15 protein-coding genes are annotated in these 15219 nt (G+C 74.4%); 4 read left to right on the forward strand and 11 right to left on the reverse strand.

Annotated features, from left to right (window positions below; translation table 11 throughout):
• Nucleotides 1–158: 158 nt before the first annotated feature.
• A complete protein-coding gene (locus ACGF5C_RS11040; protein ID WP_393299613.1) occupies nucleotides 159–3056 on the forward strand; it encodes an AAA family ATPase in 2898 nt (965 codons plus the stop codon).
• Between the two features lie 76 nt (nucleotides 3057–3132).
• On the opposite strand, the gene lipA is transcribed toward ACGF5C_RS11040, so the two are convergent.
• Nucleotides 3133–4179 (reverse strand): lipoyl synthase, encoded by a 1047-nt coding sequence (lipA, locus tag ACGF5C_RS11045; protein ID WP_393299616.1) that lies wholly within the window; start codon nucleotides 4177–4179, stop codon nucleotides 3133–3135.
• Between the two features lie 407 nt (nucleotides 4180–4586).
• Here lipA and aspS point away from each other — a divergent pair, with 407 nt between their 5' ends.
• Nucleotides 4587–5873 (forward strand): aspartate--tRNA(Asn) ligase, encoded by a 1287-nt coding sequence (gene aspS, locus ACGF5C_RS11050; protein ID WP_393299619.1) that lies wholly within the window; start codon nucleotides 4587–4589, stop codon nucleotides 5871–5873.
• Nucleotides 5874–5996: 123 nt separating this feature from the next.
• Here aspS and ACGF5C_RS11055 read toward each other — a convergent pair whose 3' ends face one another.
• The 6 genes from ACGF5C_RS11055 to ACGF5C_RS11080 form a co-directional block, all read right to left on the reverse strand.
• Nucleotides 5997–6620, reverse strand: coding sequence for a TetR/AcrR family transcriptional regulator (locus ACGF5C_RS11055; protein ID WP_393299622.1), 624 nt, complete (start codon nucleotides 6618–6620; stop codon nucleotides 5997–5999).
• A 13-nt stretch (nucleotides 6621–6633) separates the two neighbouring features.
• On the reverse strand, nucleotides 6634–7308 hold the full coding sequence (locus ACGF5C_RS11060) for a DUF4166 domain-containing protein (RefSeq protein WP_393299625.1): 675 nt from the start codon (nucleotides 7306–7308) through the stop codon (nucleotides 6634–6636).
• Complete coding sequence (locus ACGF5C_RS11065; protein ID WP_393299628.1) at nucleotides 7305–8015, reverse strand: SRPBCC family protein; 711 nt, start codon at nucleotides 8013–8015, stop codon at nucleotides 7305–7307. The genes ACGF5C_RS11060 and ACGF5C_RS11065 overlap by 4 nt, the downstream gene beginning before the upstream one ends.
• A gap of 373 nt (nucleotides 8016–8388) precedes the next feature.
• Nucleotides 8389–8781, reverse strand: coding sequence for a VOC family protein (locus ACGF5C_RS11070; RefSeq protein ID WP_393299632.1), 393 nt, complete (start codon nucleotides 8779–8781; stop codon nucleotides 8389–8391).
• An 8-nt stretch (nucleotides 8782–8789) separates the two neighbouring features.
• Nucleotides 8790–9431, reverse strand: a complete 642-nt coding sequence (gene lipB / locus ACGF5C_RS11075; protein ID WP_350707875.1) for a lipoyl(octanoyl) transferase LipB — start codon at nucleotides 9429–9431, stop codon at nucleotides 8790–8792.
• 67 nt (nucleotides 9432–9498) lie between these two features.
• A complete protein-coding gene (locus ACGF5C_RS11080) occupies nucleotides 9499–11319 on the reverse strand; it encodes a DUF2079 domain-containing protein (RefSeq protein WP_393299636.1) in 1821 nt (606 codons plus the stop codon).
• A 161-nt stretch (nucleotides 11320–11480) separates the two neighbouring features.
• Here ACGF5C_RS11080 and ACGF5C_RS11085 point away from each other — a divergent pair, with 161 nt between their 5' ends.
• Nucleotides 11481–12692, forward strand: a complete 1212-nt coding sequence (locus ACGF5C_RS11085; RefSeq protein WP_393299842.1) for an alpha/beta hydrolase family esterase — start codon at nucleotides 11481–11483, stop codon at nucleotides 12690–12692.
• A gap of 99 nt (nucleotides 12693–12791) precedes the next feature.
• On the opposite strand, the gene ACGF5C_RS11090 is transcribed toward ACGF5C_RS11085, so the two are convergent.
• Genes ACGF5C_RS11090 through ACGF5C_RS11105 form a run of 4 tightly spaced genes read right to left on the reverse strand, consistent with a single transcriptional unit; the run spans nucleotide 12792 to nucleotide 14659 of the window.
• Nucleotides 12792–13691: a TIGR01777 family oxidoreductase gene (locus tag ACGF5C_RS11090; protein ID WP_393299638.1), complete on the reverse strand. Its 900-nt coding sequence runs from the start codon at nucleotides 13689–13691 to the stop codon at nucleotides 12792–12794.
• 46 nt (nucleotides 13692–13737) lie between these two features.
• The gene (locus ACGF5C_RS11095) at nucleotides 13738–13941 is read right to left on the reverse strand and encodes a hypothetical protein (protein ID WP_393299641.1); all 204 of its coding nucleotides are present in this window, start codon (nucleotides 13939–13941) and stop codon (nucleotides 13738–13740) included.
• Between the two features lie 50 nt (nucleotides 13942–13991).
• Nucleotides 13992–14297: a hypothetical protein gene (locus ACGF5C_RS11100; RefSeq protein ID WP_393299644.1), complete on the reverse strand. Its 306-nt coding sequence runs from the start codon at nucleotides 14295–14297 to the stop codon at nucleotides 13992–13994.
• Nucleotides 14294–14659, reverse strand: coding sequence for a hypothetical protein (locus tag ACGF5C_RS11105; protein ID WP_393299647.1), 366 nt, complete (start codon nucleotides 14657–14659; stop codon nucleotides 14294–14296). The genes ACGF5C_RS11100 and ACGF5C_RS11105 overlap by 4 nt, the downstream gene beginning before the upstream one ends.
• A 316-nt stretch (nucleotides 14660–14975) precedes the next feature.
• On the opposite strand from ACGF5C_RS11105, the gene ACGF5C_RS11110 reads away from it, so the two are divergent.
• Nucleotides 14976–15203 carry a GntR family transcriptional regulator gene (locus ACGF5C_RS11110; RefSeq protein WP_393299650.1) on the forward strand — a complete coding sequence of 76 codons (228 nt, stop codon included), beginning with the start codon at nucleotides 14976–14978 and terminating at the stop codon, nucleotides 15201–15203.
• Nucleotides 15204–15219 lie beyond the last annotated feature (16 nt).

The following is a 15219-nucleotide window of genomic DNA, read 5'->3' on the forward strand; positions in this document are numbered from 1 at the left end:
GCCCGGCGGGGGCCGGCGCGCCGCTGCGGCCCGCGCCGTCCGGCGGGCCCGCTCCGCCGCCCTCCGGGCAGCCCGCTCCGGCGACGGCCGGTCCGTCGGTCGCCGGCCGGCCGGTCAGCGGAATCGAGGGCGGCGAGGGGCGTGGCATGCTCGGTGCCGTGACCGCACGCGCCGCCAGCACCGTCCTCGTGGGCCGACAGCCGGAACTCGCGGCCCTGCGCGACGCCCTCGCCCGGGCCCGCGCCGGCGAGCCGACCACCGTGCTGGTCGGCGGCGAGGCGGGGGTGGGCAAGACCCGGCTGGCGGAGGAGTTCGGCCGGTCGGCCACCGACGCCGGGGCCCGCCTGCTGGTCGGCCAGTGCCTCGAACTCGGCGAGGCCGGCCTGCCCTTCGCGCCGTTCGCGGCGGCGCTGCGCGCGGTGCTGCGCCGCGACGGCCCCGGCGTCTTCGACGGGTACGAGGCGGAGTTCGCCCGCCTCCTGCCGGAGCTGGCCCGGGGGCCGGTCGGTGTCGCCGCGCCCGCCCCGGCGCCGGTCTCGGACGCCCCGCGCGGCTACCTGTTCGACCTGGTCGCCGAGCTGTTCGAGCGGCTCGCCGCCGGGCAGCCCCTGGTGCTGGTGATCGAGGACCTGCACTGGGCCGACCGGTCCACCCGCGACCTCATCGCCTTCCTGGTGCGGGCCGCCCGCACCGCCCGGCTGCTGCTGGTCTGCACCTACCGCACCGACGAGCTGCACCGCGGGCACCCGCTGCGGCCCTTCCTCGCCGAGCTGGACCGGGCCCGCGGCGTCGAACGGATCGAGCTGGGCCGCCTCGACCGGGACGGCACCGGCGCGATCCTGGCCGACCTGCTCGGCGCCGAGCCGCTCGCCCGGGCGGTCGACCACATCCACGACCGCACCCAGGGCAACCCGTTCTTCATCGAGGAACTGGCTGCGGCCGGCGGCCCGGTCGGCTGTGCCGCGCTGCCCGAGACGCTGCGCGACCTGCTGCTGGCCCGGGTGGACCGGCTGCCCGACCCGGCCCAGCGGGTGCTGCGCATCGCGGCCGCCGGCGGCACCCGCTTCGCCCACCAGCTCATCGCCGAGGTGGCCGGGCTGCCCGAGCCCGAGCTGGAGGACGCGCTGCGCGCCACCGTCGCCGCCCAGCTCGTCGTGGCCGACCCGGAGGGCGACTACGAGTTCCGGCACGCCCTGGTCCGCGAGGCGGTGCACGACGAGCTGCTGCCCGGTGAGCACGCCCGGCTGCACGCCCGCTTCGCGGCGGCCATCGAGGCGCAGCCGCACCTGGTCGTCGCCGGTCGTGCCCCGGCCGAGATCGCCCACCACTGGTACGCCGCCCACGACCACCCCCGCGCCCTGGTGACCGCCCGCACCGCCGCCCGCGCCGCAGCCGACCGGTACGCGTACGCGGAGCAGAGCCGGCTGCTGGAGCGGGTGCTGGAGCTGTGGGAGCTGGTGCCCGACGCGGCCGACCGGCTCGACATGGACCACCTCGCGGTGTTGGAGGAGACCATCGCGGCGGCCACCACCGCCGGCGACTACCAGCGCGCGCTCACCCTCACCCGGGCCGCCCTAACCGAGGTGGACACCGACGCCGAGCCGCTGCGCGCCGCGCGGCTGCTGGACCGGCGCGGCCGGATGCTGGCCATGCTCGGCACGAGCGACGGCACGACGGAGCTGCGGGAGGCGTACCGGCTGGCCTCGGGGGTGCCGGACGGGCCGGAGCGGGTCCGGCTCCTCACCGACATCGCGGCGCACCTGATCAGGATCGACCCCGAGCAGGCCGGCGCGCTCGCGGCCGAGGCGACGGCGGCGGCCGAGGCGCTCGGCGAGGACCTGGGGCTGCTGCCGGCCCGGATCGTGCTGATCTGCCGTACCGCGGCCTCGGTCGACCTCGGCCTGGCCGAGCTGCGCCGGGTGGCGGAACGGGCCCGCGCGGCCGGGAACGCGCCGGCGCTGGTGAGCGCCCTGGTCCACCTCTCCGACGTGCTCTTCGAGCTGGGCCGGTACGCCGAGTCGGCCGACGCGGCCGCCGCCGGGGTGACCGAGGCGCGGCGGGTCGGCATCAGCCGCTCCACCGGCGCCTACCTGCTGTCGAACCAGGCCGAGGCGCTGATCGCCCTGGGCCGCTGGGACGAGGCCGACGCCGCCTGCGCGGACGCCGCCCGGATCGACCTGCCGGGCGTCTCGGGCCTGCACTGGCTCCAGCTCCGCGCCGGCCTGCGGCTGGCCCAGGGCCACCCCGCCGCGGACGAGCTGGTGGGCCGCGCCCTCGGCTTCCTGGCCCGGCCCTACCTGTGGCCGAACCACCGGCTGCCGCTGCGGGAGCTGCGGATCGAGGCGGCGCTGGCGGCCGACGACCGCGCCGAGGCCGTACGCGCGGCCCACGCGGCGCTGGCCGACGAGCGCCTGCCGCAGCTGCCCCGCGAGGGGTGGCCGGTGCTCAGCGCCGTCGCCCGCACGGCCGTCCGGGCCGGCGACCCCGAGCTGGCCGCCGCGGTGTCCGCGCTGGCCGCCGGCCTGCCGGCCCGCTGCCCGGCCGAGCGGGCGCACGCCGCCCAGGTGGGCGCCCTCCTGGCGGCCGGCGGCCCGGCGCTGGCGGCGTGGCGGGCGGCGGTCGCGGCGTGGCGGGCGGACGGGCAGCCGTACCCGCTCGGACGCGCGCTGCTGGCGCTCGCCGAGGCGGCGGCCGCGGCGGGGGAGCGGGACGAGGTGGCGGCGGCGGTGGGCGAGGCCGCTGCGATCGCCGACCGGCTCGGCGCGGTGCCGCTCGGGGAGCAGGCCGCCACGCTGGCCCGCCGGGTCGGCCTGCGCGGGGCCACCCGGGGCCGCCCCGGCGCGGATCTGCTCACCCTGCGCGAGCGGGAGGTGTTGCGCCTGGTCGCGGAGGGGCACAGCAACAGCCGGATCGCCGAGCAGCTCTTCATCTCGCCGAAGACGGCCAGCGTGCACGTCTCCCGGATCATCGCCAAGCTCGGCGTGAGCAACCGCGTGGAGGCCGCCGCGCTGGCCCACCGCCTCGGCCTGCTCGGCGAGCCCACCGCCCCCCGCTGACCCTCGATCGAGGGGCGCCCGAGGGGCGGAAGCTCGTCGCGCGTGCGGGCCGTGCCGGCGTGTCGGCCGGGGTGGGTCAGCCCGTGACCTGGGTGCCCTCGCGGGCCTCCAGCGCCTGCCGGTAGAGCCGGCCGGCCCGGTACGACGAGCGCACCAGCGGCCCGCTCATCACGCCCGCGAAGCCGATCTCCTCGGCCTCCTCGCGCAGCTCGACGAACTCCTCCGGCTTGACCCAGCGGGTGACCGGGTGGTGCCGCGGGGAGGGGCGCAGGTACTGCGTGATGGTGATCAGCTCGCAGCCGGCGTCGTGCAGGTCGCGCAGCGCCTGGGAGACCTCGGCGCGTTCCTCGCCCATGCCCAGGATCAGGTTGGACTTGGTGACCAGCCCGTCGGCGCGGGCCTGCCGGATCACGTCCAGCGAGCGTTCGTAGCGGAACGCCGGCCGGATCCGCTTGAAGATCCGCGGCACGGTCTCCACGTTGTGCGCGAGCACCTCCGGGCGGGCGCCGAAGACCTCGGCGAGCTGCTCGGGGACCGCGTTGAAGTCGGGGATCAGCAGCTCCACGCCGCAGCCGGGCTGGAGGGCGTGGATCTGCCGGACGGTCTCGGCGTAGAGCCAGGCGCCGCCGTCGGGCAGGTCGTCGCGGGCCACGCCGGTGATGGTCGCGTAGCGCAGGCCCATCGAGACCACCGACTCGGCCACCCGGCGCGGCTCGTCGGCGTCGAACTCGGCCGGCTTGCCGGTGTCGATCTGGCAGAAGTCGCAGCGCCGGGTGCACTGGTCGCCACCGATGAGGAAGGTGGCCTCCCGGTCCTCCCAGCACTCGTAGATGTTGGGGCAGCCGGCCTCCTGGCAGACGGTGTGCAGCCCCTCGCGCGAGACGAGCCCGCGCAGCTGGGTGTACTCCGGTCCCATCTTGGCCTTGACCTTGATCCACGGCGGTTTGCGCTCGATCGGCGTCTCGGCGTTGCGCGCCTCGATGCGGAGCAGACGCCGCCCCTCGGGGGCGGGCGTCGCGGTGCGCGCTACCTGGCTGGTCGTCGGCGCGGAGTGCTCGATCGTCACAAAACCGAGCCTACGCCCGACGGTCGCCGTCGATGTACCGCGGGCGACCGGCGTCACGCCGGAAGCCTTGTGACGCCGGACACCGGAGGCGGGAAAATCGCGTCACAGCAGGCGTCGGCGGGGTGCTACGGTTCCCCGCAGAGCTGTGACGGAGCCGAGTAGCGGCCCGATCCGCCAGTCGAGAGAGCCGCCGGTTGCTGTGAGGCGGTCTGGCGCCGGACCGCGAAGACCCTCCCGAGCTGCGGGAAGAACGGCATGCAAGGAAGGGCACCTTCTTAACGCCTCCGGTAGAGGAAGGGTCCCTTCCTAACCGCGCCAAGTAGAGCCCGCCCGGCTGGCCCCGGTGAAAAGGCGACGAAACGAGGCCCCCGTCAGCGGGGGCGAAGGTGTGGTGGCACCGCGAGGCTCCCGCTCGCCCACACCTCCCGGGGATCGCGTTGCGATTGATCGAGGAGGTAACCGCCGTGCAACGCATCCTTTCCCACCAGCTCTCCGCCCATGTCGGCGCAACCGTCCGGATCGCCGGCTGGGTGCACCGCCGCCGGCTGCTCAAGTCGGTGGCGTTCCTGATCGTCCGGGACGCCGCCGGCCTCGCCCAGGTGGTGGTCGCCGACCCGGCCGTCCGCGCCGACCTGGAGAAACTGACCGAGGAGACCGTCGTCGAGGTCACCGGCACGGTGGTCGCGAACCCGACCGCTCCCGCCGGGGTCGAGGTCGCCGAGCCGACCGTACGACCGCTCGGCCCGCCCGCCGTGCCGCCGCCGTTCGACCTCTACCGGCCGGCGCTGACCGCGAGCCTGCCCACCCAGCTCGACCACGCGCCCGTGGCGCTGCGCCACCCGACCCGTTCGGCGGCGCTGCGCGTCTCGGCGGCGGCGGTGGCCGGCTTCCGCGCCGCGCTCGACGCCCGCGACTTCGTGGAGATCCACACGCCGAAGGTGGTCGGCTCGTCCACCGAGAGCGGGGCGAACGTGTTCGCGCTGGACTGGTTCGGCCGGCCCGCGTACCTGGCCCAGTCGCCGCAGTTCTACAAGCAGCTCATGGTCGGCGTCTTCGAGCGGGTCTACGAGGTCGGGCCGGTGTTCCGGGCGGAGCCGCACGACACGGTGCGGCACCTCGCGCAGTACACCTCGCTCGACGCCGAACTCGGCTTCGTCACCGACCACCGGGACGTGATGGCCGTGCTGCGGCACACGGTGTCCGGCATGCTCGACGCGGTACGCGGGCGGGCCGGCTCCGCGCTCGCCACGCTCGGCGTCGAGGCCCCCGAGGTGCCGGCGGAGATCCCCGCCGTGCACTTCACCGAGGCCCTGGAGATCGCCGGCGCGCCGGCCGACGAGCCGGACCTCGCCCCGGCGCACGAGCGGGCGCTGGGGGAGTGGGCGCGGCGGGAGCACGGCTCCGAGTTCCTCTTCGTCACCGGCTACCCGATGGCGAAGCGGCCCTTCTACACCCATCCCGACCCGGCGCGGCCCGCGTACTCCAACGGGTTCGACCTGCTGTTCCGGGGGCTGGAGCTGGTGACGGGCGGGCAGCGGCTGCACCGGCACGCCGACTACCTGGCGGCGCTCGCGGCCCGCGGCGAGCCCGTCGAGCCGTACGCCGGCTACGTCGACGCGTTCCGGCACGGGATGCCGCCGCACGGCGGTTTCGCCATCGGGCTGGAGCGCTTCGTGGCCCGGCTGACCGGCGCGGCCAACGTCCGGGAGGTGACCGCCTTCCCGCGCGACCTGCACCGGCTCACCCCGTAGGCCGTTCTCGGTCGCTGTGGAGCCGGTGTCGGTCACGACCCCCGCTCCACAGCGACCCGGCCCGGTTGCCGTCCTTGGCCGTGTCGGAGGCCGGCCGCGGCGTCCTCAGCCCCGGACCGGACGTCAGCCGCGGGCGCGCAGCCGGCCGCGCAGCGCCCGGCGGGCCATCGGGCCCAGATCCTCCACGACCTCCATCAGCACCGCGAGGCGTTCCAGCGCGTCGAAGGCGTCCCGCGCGCCGGTGGGGTCGACTCCCTCGAAGAGTTCCAAGCCGACGAACGCGGCCGAGACCGCGCTCGCCAGCCCTGCCGGGTCGGCGACCGGGGCGACCGGTGAGTCGCGCAGCACCCGGCGCAGCACCGTCTCGATCTCGGCCGTCCACATTCGGAGCGCGGCGGCCGTCGACTCGGCGAGCCGCTGGTCGGTCTGGGCGCCGGCGAGCAACTGGGCCAGGACCGCCACGTTGCCCTCGGCACGCTCCTGCTCGTGCAGGGCACGACCCAGGTCGAGCAGTTCGCGCAGCGACCGTACCTCCGCGAAGCGTTCCCGGTATGCCATGACGCGGGCCGCCGTCGCGCTGCGGCAGGCCTCGGCGAGCAGGGCGTCGACGCTGCCGAAGTGGTAGAAGACCAGGGCCTGGTTCACCCCGGCCGCCGCCGCGACGGTGCGGGCCGAAACGCCGGCGATGCCGTGGGTGCGGATCGCCGCGAGCGCGCCGTCGATCAACTTTTGGCGGGTGGCGGCCATGGCTGTCCTTTCGTCAGTCGCGGGGATTCTCCCGCAGCGGCCGCACCGCCGCCGGCACCGGCGCCCGGTCGGAACGGACGTACTGGACGGTGAAGCTGCCCGAGTATCCGAACAGCGGCCCGACGAGAGGGTTGCTCACCCGCACCTCGATGCCGAAGCGCCCGTGGCGGTCGTCGTACCACTCCCGTAGGTGCGCCTGCCCGGTCAGGGCCGCCGGGCAGGGCACTCCGCCGCGGAAGCGCTGGGCGCCGCTGCGGATGGTCAGCGCGCCGGTCGCGTCGACGCCCAGGTGCAGGTCGACCGCGAGGTGCTGGTGCGTGCCGAGGTAGTCGACCAGGACCTGGCGCTGCGGGCTGTAGACCATGGTGGCGTCGAAGCGGCGGCGACAGTGCGTCGACACCTGGAAGGTCCGCACGAACGTCAGCGTGGGTCGGCGGTACGAGTCGGCGTAGGCGTAGTTCTCGATGGTGAACGGAATGCCGACGCCGGTCTCCGGGAACAGGATGTGCCGCAGGGTGCCCAGCCGCAGGAACGGCGCGATGAAGGCGGGCCCCCGCCAGACGCGGTCCATGATGCCGGTGCCCACGCAGCCCACGTCGGTGTCGCCGTCGACGCCGAAGCGGCGCTGCAACTGCGGGTGCAGTCGGCCGAAGTTGGTGCCCAGGGCGCGCTGGAAGACGGAGGTCACAGCTTCTCCAGGACGGACGGTGGGCGGGCGGCGAGACGGTCCGGCGGCCGGCGTCGACAGCGGCGGGCAGCCGGGGTGTGGGGACGGGGAGGCAGCGCCAGCACGACCACCGACGCGGCGAGCACCGCACCGGCCGCGGTCGCGGATCCGTCGGTGACCGACGCGACCAGCGCGCCGACGCCGGTCACCGCGAGCACCCGCAGGGCCAGCTCCCGCCCGGCGTCGCGCTGTGCGCGCTCCGGGGGCACGCCGTGCTCCAGCCACAGCCGCAGCCGGTCGAACGACCACGCGGTCGCCCAGCCGAACAGCGGGCGGAACACGAGATCGGCAAGCCGGCCCAGCGGTCCCCAGCGGGTGGCGTACGTGTAGCCGGTCAGGAAGCGCACCCCGCCAGGGACTGGCACGTATCGCCAGTAGCCGGAGCCCGACGCGATCAGCGATCGCGGGTCGTCGGAGCCGAAGCGCAGGGCCGAGGTGCACGTGCCGTCCGGTCGTGTCCGCTCACCGGCGTGTACGCCGTGGCCGCCGATCCGCACCCCGGGCAACACCGTGGTGGAGTAGCGGAACCGGGCGGGCGTGATGCCCGGCACCGGGTCGATCCGGCTGAAGCGGACATCCCACCGGCGGTGCGCCGTGGGGTCCTGCGTCGCAGACCACACCCGTTCGACCGGTGCGGCGATCAGCGCCTCGACATAGACAGCCCGCACTGGAGCCTCCCCATTTGAGCGGTCGCTCAAGGGGACGATACCTCCGCTTGAGCGACCGCTCAAGTGCTTGGAGTCGGGTCCACCGAACCGCGGCCGGGTCCCGGGGTATGAAGGAGCGGGGCCTCGGACGAGACCCGGACGGCGTGAGCCGAAGAGCGGTGCTGGCGGGGCCACCCGGACTGGTCCCTGTACGCCGCGTTCGGCGCGTTCACCTCGCTCTACGGGCGCAACCACGTGCACCCCTCGTCTTCGGGTTCGGCGCCGCGGCGTCGGTGCCGCACGCGGTCTCCGACGTGCCGACCGCGACGGCCGTGGCCGGGCTCAGCAGCCTGTTCGCGCTGCTCGTCGGCGCTGTCGGCAGCGTCCTGCGCGGTCAGGCCGGGCCGAGGAGGTCCCAGAGGTTGCCGGCGATGTCGCGGAAGACCGCCACCCGGCCGTACGGCTCGGTGCGCGGCGGCCGCACGAACTCGACGCGCGCCTCGACCATCCGGCGGTGGGTGGCGTCGAAATCGTCGACCTGGAGGAAGAAGCCGACCCGTCCGGCGACCTGGTCGCCGACGGCCTGCGCCTGCCGCTCGCCGTCGGCGCGGGCCAGCAGCAGCCCGGTCTGCGCGCCGGGCGGTCGGACGACGACCCAGCGCTTCGGGCGGCCGTCGTTGGTCAGCGACGGCGAGTCCTCGACCAGGTCGAAGCCGAGCACCTCGGTGAAGAAGTCGATGGCCGGGTCGTAATCGGCGACGACGACGGTGACGAGATCGATCCGCACGGGCGGGGTCAGGCCGCGACGAGGGCCGGCAGGTGGCGCTCGACCACCGGCAGCACGTCGGCCACGGTGACCGGGCGGCCCAGCTCGGCGGTGAGCGAGGTGACGCCGGCGTCGCGGATGCCGCAGGGCACGATCCGGTCGAAGTGGCCCAGGTCGCAGTCGCAGTTGATCGAGAAGCCGTGCAGGGTGACCCCGCGGGCGACCCGGATGCCGATGGCGGCCACCTTGCGGGCCGGGCCCCGGTCGTCCTCCGGCACCCAGACCCCGCTGCGCCCGTCGACCCGGCCGGCGGCCAGCCCGAACTCGGCGCAGACGTCGATCAGCAGCTGCTCGGTGCGGCGCACGTAGGCGACCACGTCCACCGGGTCGGGCAGCCGCACGATCGGGTAGCCCACGAGCTGCCCCGGGCCGTGCCAGGTGATCTTGCCGCCCCGGTCGACGTCGACCACCGGCGTGCCGTCCATGGGCCGGTCCCACGGCTCGGTGCGCTTGCCGGCGGTGTAGACGCTCGGGTGCTCCAGCAGCAGCACCGTGTCGCCCCGCTCGCCGGCCACCACCGATTCGTGCAGCCGGCGCTGCTCGTCCCAGGCGGCCTGGTAGTCGAGGAGACCAGCGCGGACGGCCGTGAGGCCGGAAGTCGTCGTGCTCACGCGCCAAGCCTAGACCCGTACCGGCCAGTCACCTGCGGTGACGCGGCTCACCACGTCACCACGGCGCTCATCCCTGCGGGACCCGCCACAGCCAGACGTCGTCCACCCGCTCGGGCGGGCCGAGCAACGCGGTCACGGTACGGCGGATCGCGTCCTCGTCGACCGGCCATTTCGCCCCGTGCACCTCGTCGGCCAGCACCACCGTCTCGATCCGCCAGTGCCGCAGGTCGGCGCGGGCCTCCTGGATGCTGCCCTCGGTGATGATCGGCACCAGCCCGCTCCGTCCGGCCTCGTCGAGCATGGCGCTGAACGGGCGCGGCGGCGGGCCGATCCGGCCCCGGCCGTCCGGGCCGCCCGGGCCGAGGAAGAAGCCGGAGGGGATGGCGAACTCGCCCTGCCGGTGCGCCAGCGCGTACGCCTGCCAGCGCTGCCCGTCGGGATAGACGTCGAGGGTCAGCGGCACGGGGGTCAGCACCCCGCCCGGGGAGACGTACTCGCGCCAGGTGCCGGCGGTGATGAAGCGCGGTATCGGCTCGCGTTCGATGGTCAGCAGCGGGGTCGGCAGCAGCGGCACCAGCGCCACCGCGAACCCCGCCCACCAGGCCAGCCGCACCGGGCGGCGTCGGGGCGGATCGGCCCGCAGTTGGTCGACGGCGTACGCGAGCAGCACCCCGATCACCGGCGCCACCACCAGCGCCAGCCGGGCGGGCAGGGCGGCGTTCATCACCGGCAGGTGCCCGAGCAGGTCGAACGGCATCGGCAGGTCGGCGCGGTGCCCGTCGACCTTGGCCTCGGGGCCGAAGGAGAGCACGGTGAAGACCACGGCGGTCACGCCCAGCGCCCAGAGCGTCGCCCGGCGGCCCGCGTCGGCCCGGCGCCACAGCGCCACGAAGCAGGCGACGGCGAGCAGCAGCAGCGGGATCCCGAAGAACGAGTTCTCCTCGGTCGGGTTCGGCGCCAGCCGGGTGCCCAGCCCCACCTCCCCGGCCAGCGAGCGGCGCGGGTAGGCCCCGAACGCGACGACGTCCTCGGAGTGGATGACCGCGTCGAAGCCGGTGCCGTGGAAGCGCTGCGGGCCGGCGAAGTGCAGCCAGAGCGGGTACGCCAGCAGCACCCCGGCGACCACGGCGGTCACCCCGAGCCCGCGCAGGAAGGTCGGCAGCACCGCCCGGGCCTCGGCGCGGTGGGCCGGGTGCAGCGCCCAGGCGGCGACGAAGACGCCGAGCGCCAGCGCGGTGAAGAAGAGCCCCTCGGCGGCGATGGAGAAGGCGACGGCGACGAGCGCGCCGAGGATCGCGCCGTCGCGCAGCGGGCGCCGGGAGCGGCGCAGGGCGAACGTCCGCCACACCAGCAGCGGCACCAACCAGCCGGCGGTCCAGTTCAGGTGGGCGTTGGCGTGCGACACCATGCCGGGGGAGAAGCCGATGAACAACCCGCCGACCGCGGCGGCGAGCGGGCTGCGGGCCAGGTGCCGGGAGAACAGCCAGTACCAGGCGAGCGCGGTGGCGGCCAGGTTGAGGGTGAGGATCACCAGGAACGTGGCCGGCGGCCCGATCAGGTACGTCAGGGGGGCGAAGACCACCGCGTACACGGTGATCGAGGTGTTGACCGCGAGGTTCACCCCGTCCGGGACGTTGACGAGGTGGGTGAAGAGCGGGTTGTCGCCGTGGGTCACCGCGTGGCCGCCGAAGGCCAGCAACCACTCGAAGAGCGCCTGGTCGCTGGAGTTGACCGTGATGGCGCGGACGTTCGGGTCCCGCCACAGCCCGCTGGTCACCCAGACGGCGAGCGCCAGCGCGACCAGCGCCACGATCAGGTCGGCCCGGCGGTCGCGGACGACACGGCGCGGCGAGGCCGGCGAGGGCGCCAGGGACGGGGAGGTCGGCACGCAGCGGACGTTACCAACCGGACCTGGACACGCCGGTCAGGACGCACATCCTCCCGACAGCGAATGTGTGACCGTGGCCCATGTCACACCACGACACATCGACGTAACCTCGCGGCAATTCGCGGGTGACCCAGTTCACAACCCGTCCCCAGGAGGCCCCCGTGCGCCGCTCCTCGTCCCTGCTCACCCGGCTGACCGGTGCGGTCGCCGGGCTGGTCCTCGCCGCCACCGCGGTCGTGACCCTCGCCGCCCCCGCCCAGGCCGCCACCCTCACCCAGGTCACCGGCTTCGGCTCCAACCCCGGCAACCTCGCCATGTACGCGTACCGGCCGGACAACCTGCCGGCCGGAGCGCCGGCGGTCGTGCTGCTGCACGGCTGCACCCAGGACGCCTCCGGCTACTTCGCCAACTCCGGTTGGCGCAAGTACGCCGACCAGTGGAGGTTCGCCCTGATCGTGCCGCAGCAGTCCAGCGCCAACCAGCAGCTGAGCTGCTTCAACTGGTTCGTGGAGCAGGACATCACCCGGGGATCCGGCGAGGCGCTGTCGATCAAGCAGATGGTCGACTACGCCAGGAACAACTACGGCACCGACCCGGGCCGGGTCTTCGTCAGCGGGCTCTCCGCCGGCGGGGGGATGAGCGCGGTCATGCTCGCCACCTACCCGGACGTCTTCTCCGCCGGCTCCGTCATCGCCGGCCTGCCGTACCGCTGCTCGCCGCCCGCCACCACCAACGCCTGCCAGTTCCAGGGGGTGAACAAGACCCCGCAGGAGTGGGGCAACCTGGTCCGGGCCGCCCACCCCGGGCACACCGGCCCGCGCCCCCGGGTCGCCATCTGGCACGGCACCTCGGACTTCACGGTCGTGCCGGCCAACGCCACCGAGCTGCGCGACCAGTGGACCAACGTCCGGGGCGTCTCGCAGACCCCGACCAGCACCGCGTCGCTGCCCGCCAACACCAGCCTCGAGGTGTACGGCAACAACGACGTGCGGGTCTACCGGATCTCCGGCATGGGCCACGGCACCCCGGTCGACCCCGGCTCGGCCGCCGACCAGTGTGGCACCACCGCCCCGTACATCCTGGACACCATCTGCTCCGCGTACCACGACGCGGTCTTCTTCGGCCTGGACGGCGGGACCCAGCCCAGCCCGACGGCGACGGCGAGCCCCACGGCCTCCCCGACGGCGAGCCCGACCACCGCACCGACCTGCGTGACCGCCAGCAACTACGCGCACGTCGGCGCAGGCCGCGCCTACCAGTCCGGCGGCTACGCCTACGCCAACGGCTCGAACCAGCGGATGGGCCTCTACAACACCTTCTACACCAGCACCCTCAAGCAGACCGGCCCCAACCACTGGGTGATCGGCTGCTGATCCTCCCGCACCGCGCGTTGATCATGAAGTTGTTGCCACCCCGCCCGACGTGTCGTGGCAACAACTTCATGATCAACCGGGTTGGGGGAGTGGGGATTGTCAGTCGTGTAGCGCGGCGTGCAGCGCGCCGGCCAGATCGGGGTGGCGGAACGCGAAGCCGGCCTCGGTGAGCACGCCGGGGAGGACCCGGGTGCTGGTCAGCGCCTCGTGGGCGAAGCCGCCGAGCGCCACCTTCAACGCCAGCGCCGGGATCGGGATGATCGCCGGCCGGCGCAGCTGCCGGGCCAGCTCGCGGGTGAAGTCGGCGTTGGTCACCGGGGCCGGCCCGACCACGTTGACCGGCCCGGCGACGTCGTCGCGGGCCAGCATGAACACCACGGCGTCCAGCCAGTCGACCAGCGAGATCCACGGCAGCCACTGCCGGCCGCTGCCGAGCCGGCCGGCGATCCCCAGCCGGAACGGCAGCAACTGCGGCTTCAGCAGCCCGCCGTCGCGGTGCAGCGGCAGCCCGGTGCGCAGCCGCACCACGCGTACGCCCGCGTCCTCGGCCGGGCGCGTCGCGGCCTCCCAGACCCGGCAGACGTCGGCCAGGAAGCCCTCGCCGGCCGGGGCGTCCTCCTCGACCGTCCGGTCGCCGGTGTTGCCGTACCAGCCGACCGCCGAGGAGTTGAGAAGCACCCTCGGCCGGTCGCCGTCGGGCAGCCCGGCGATGGTGACCGCCAGCGTGGTGGTCGTGTCGACCCGGCTCGACCGGATCACCTGCCGGTACCCGTCGTTCCACCGCCGGTCGCCGACGCCCGCGCCGGCCAGGTTGACCACCGCGTCCGCCTCCGCCACCGTCGCCGGGTCGAGCTGCGCGGCGGACGGGTCCCACTGCCGCTCGTCGGGGGCGCGCGGCGGCCGGCGGACCAGTCGGGTGACCTGGTGCCCGTCCGCCGTGAGCCGGTCGACCAGCCGGGTGCCGAGGAAGCCGGACGCACCGGCCATGAGGATCCGCATGCTCATATCTTCGGGTACGGACGCCGGGCCTGACGTGTAGAGCCGGTCACCGTCCGGGGGCTGGGGGCCAGCAGCCAGCCGAGCGCGCCCCGGGCGAGCGTACGGCGTCGGTCAGTGAGTGGGTCGCCAGGTAGGAGAGGAACTCGATCGCGTCGAAGACGTTCGACTCTCCCATTCCGTTCGTGCCGGCGATGCAGGTGAAGGGGCCGAAGTCGACACTCACGTCGAGGAGGTTCTTGAACCCCTGCACCTCCAGCCGCGTCAGCGTGGAGAGAGCTTAGCCATGCAGAGGTCAACCACCTAGGTCACGTCGTGGCCGGGCGCGGCGGCGCTCCCGGACGGGTGGTCGGACGACTGCCGGGGCAGAGCCCAGCCGAGGAAGCGGTCGAAGAGTTGGGTCGGATCGGGGCCGTCGTGCGGGTTGAGCGTGTGCAGGTGACCGGCCGCGTCGTGCAGCAGGCCGCCAAGGTGGATCAGCAGCGCGATCCGGTCGTGGGCGTACTCCCGCAGCAGGGTGAGTCGCGCAGGGCCGCAGGGCCACGGCGCGCCGCATCCCCGGCAGAGCCAGAGCGGGCGCAGCGGCAGGTGCGGTCCGGCGGTCGTCACCAGCGACCGCCGTTGGCTCGCCAGGTCTGCGCGGGCGTCAGCCGGCCCACCCGCCCCACCTGCGGGTTCGCCCGGGTCGCCTCGTCCCACCACCGCGTGTTGCGCGGCGGGGTGGGCGGCTCGGTCGGCACTGGCAGGTGCCGGTCGGGGCACGCGCGCCAGCGCAGGCCGCACGAGCACCAGCGCCGCCAGCCCCGCCACGTCCGCCGGTGCCGAGGCGCGAGGGGGACGGCCCGCCCGTTCCGCCGCCGACTCGCCGCCATGTCAGCGCCGCCGATCCGGTACGCGGACCAGCCGCCTGCCGCGCGCCACCAACTCGTCGCCTTCTCCACAGCGTCCACCGGCTGGTCGATTACGGGCACGACTCTCCTTTGAGGATTCGATGCGGCGCCGAGGCGGGCGGGGGCAGCCGTTGCGCGGGCGGCTGGAGCCCGGCACCCGCCCCGGGCCTGCGGGGGCCCGCCACCGTGCGGCGGGCAGGGCGTGGCACCCGGCCGACCTCCGGGGGATTGGGCCGACCGGGTGCGTTTCACGGAACGACCAGCTCTGGTTTGCAGACCTGGGAACCAGTCAACGAGAGCTTTGCACGACATGTTGTACAAAGCAAGCCTCAGCTTGTCCTTACTTGTCGTGCCAAGTTGTTCATGGTCGAATGGCGGTGCAGACCTGGGAGTGTGAATGCCCGCCAAGCCGAAATGGGCGCAGCTCGCCGACTACATCCGTGCCCGGATCGAGTCAGGCGAGTGGGCGCCGGGAGACAAGCTGCCGTCCACCGCGCAGCTCAAGGAAGAGCACGGTGTGTCGCAGACGGTCGTGCGTCAGGCGATCCTGGTGCTCCAGACGCAGGGGCTCGTGGAGGGAGTGCACGGCGTCGGCGTGTTCGTCGCCGAGCACCCGACGACCTGACCTCGCCTCACCCGTA

It is taken from the genome of Micromonospora sp. NPDC047620 (genome assembly GCF_043205005.1).
In the GTDB taxonomy this organism is placed as follows: domain Bacteria; phylum Actinomycetota; class Actinomycetes; order Mycobacteriales; family Micromonosporaceae; genus Micromonospora.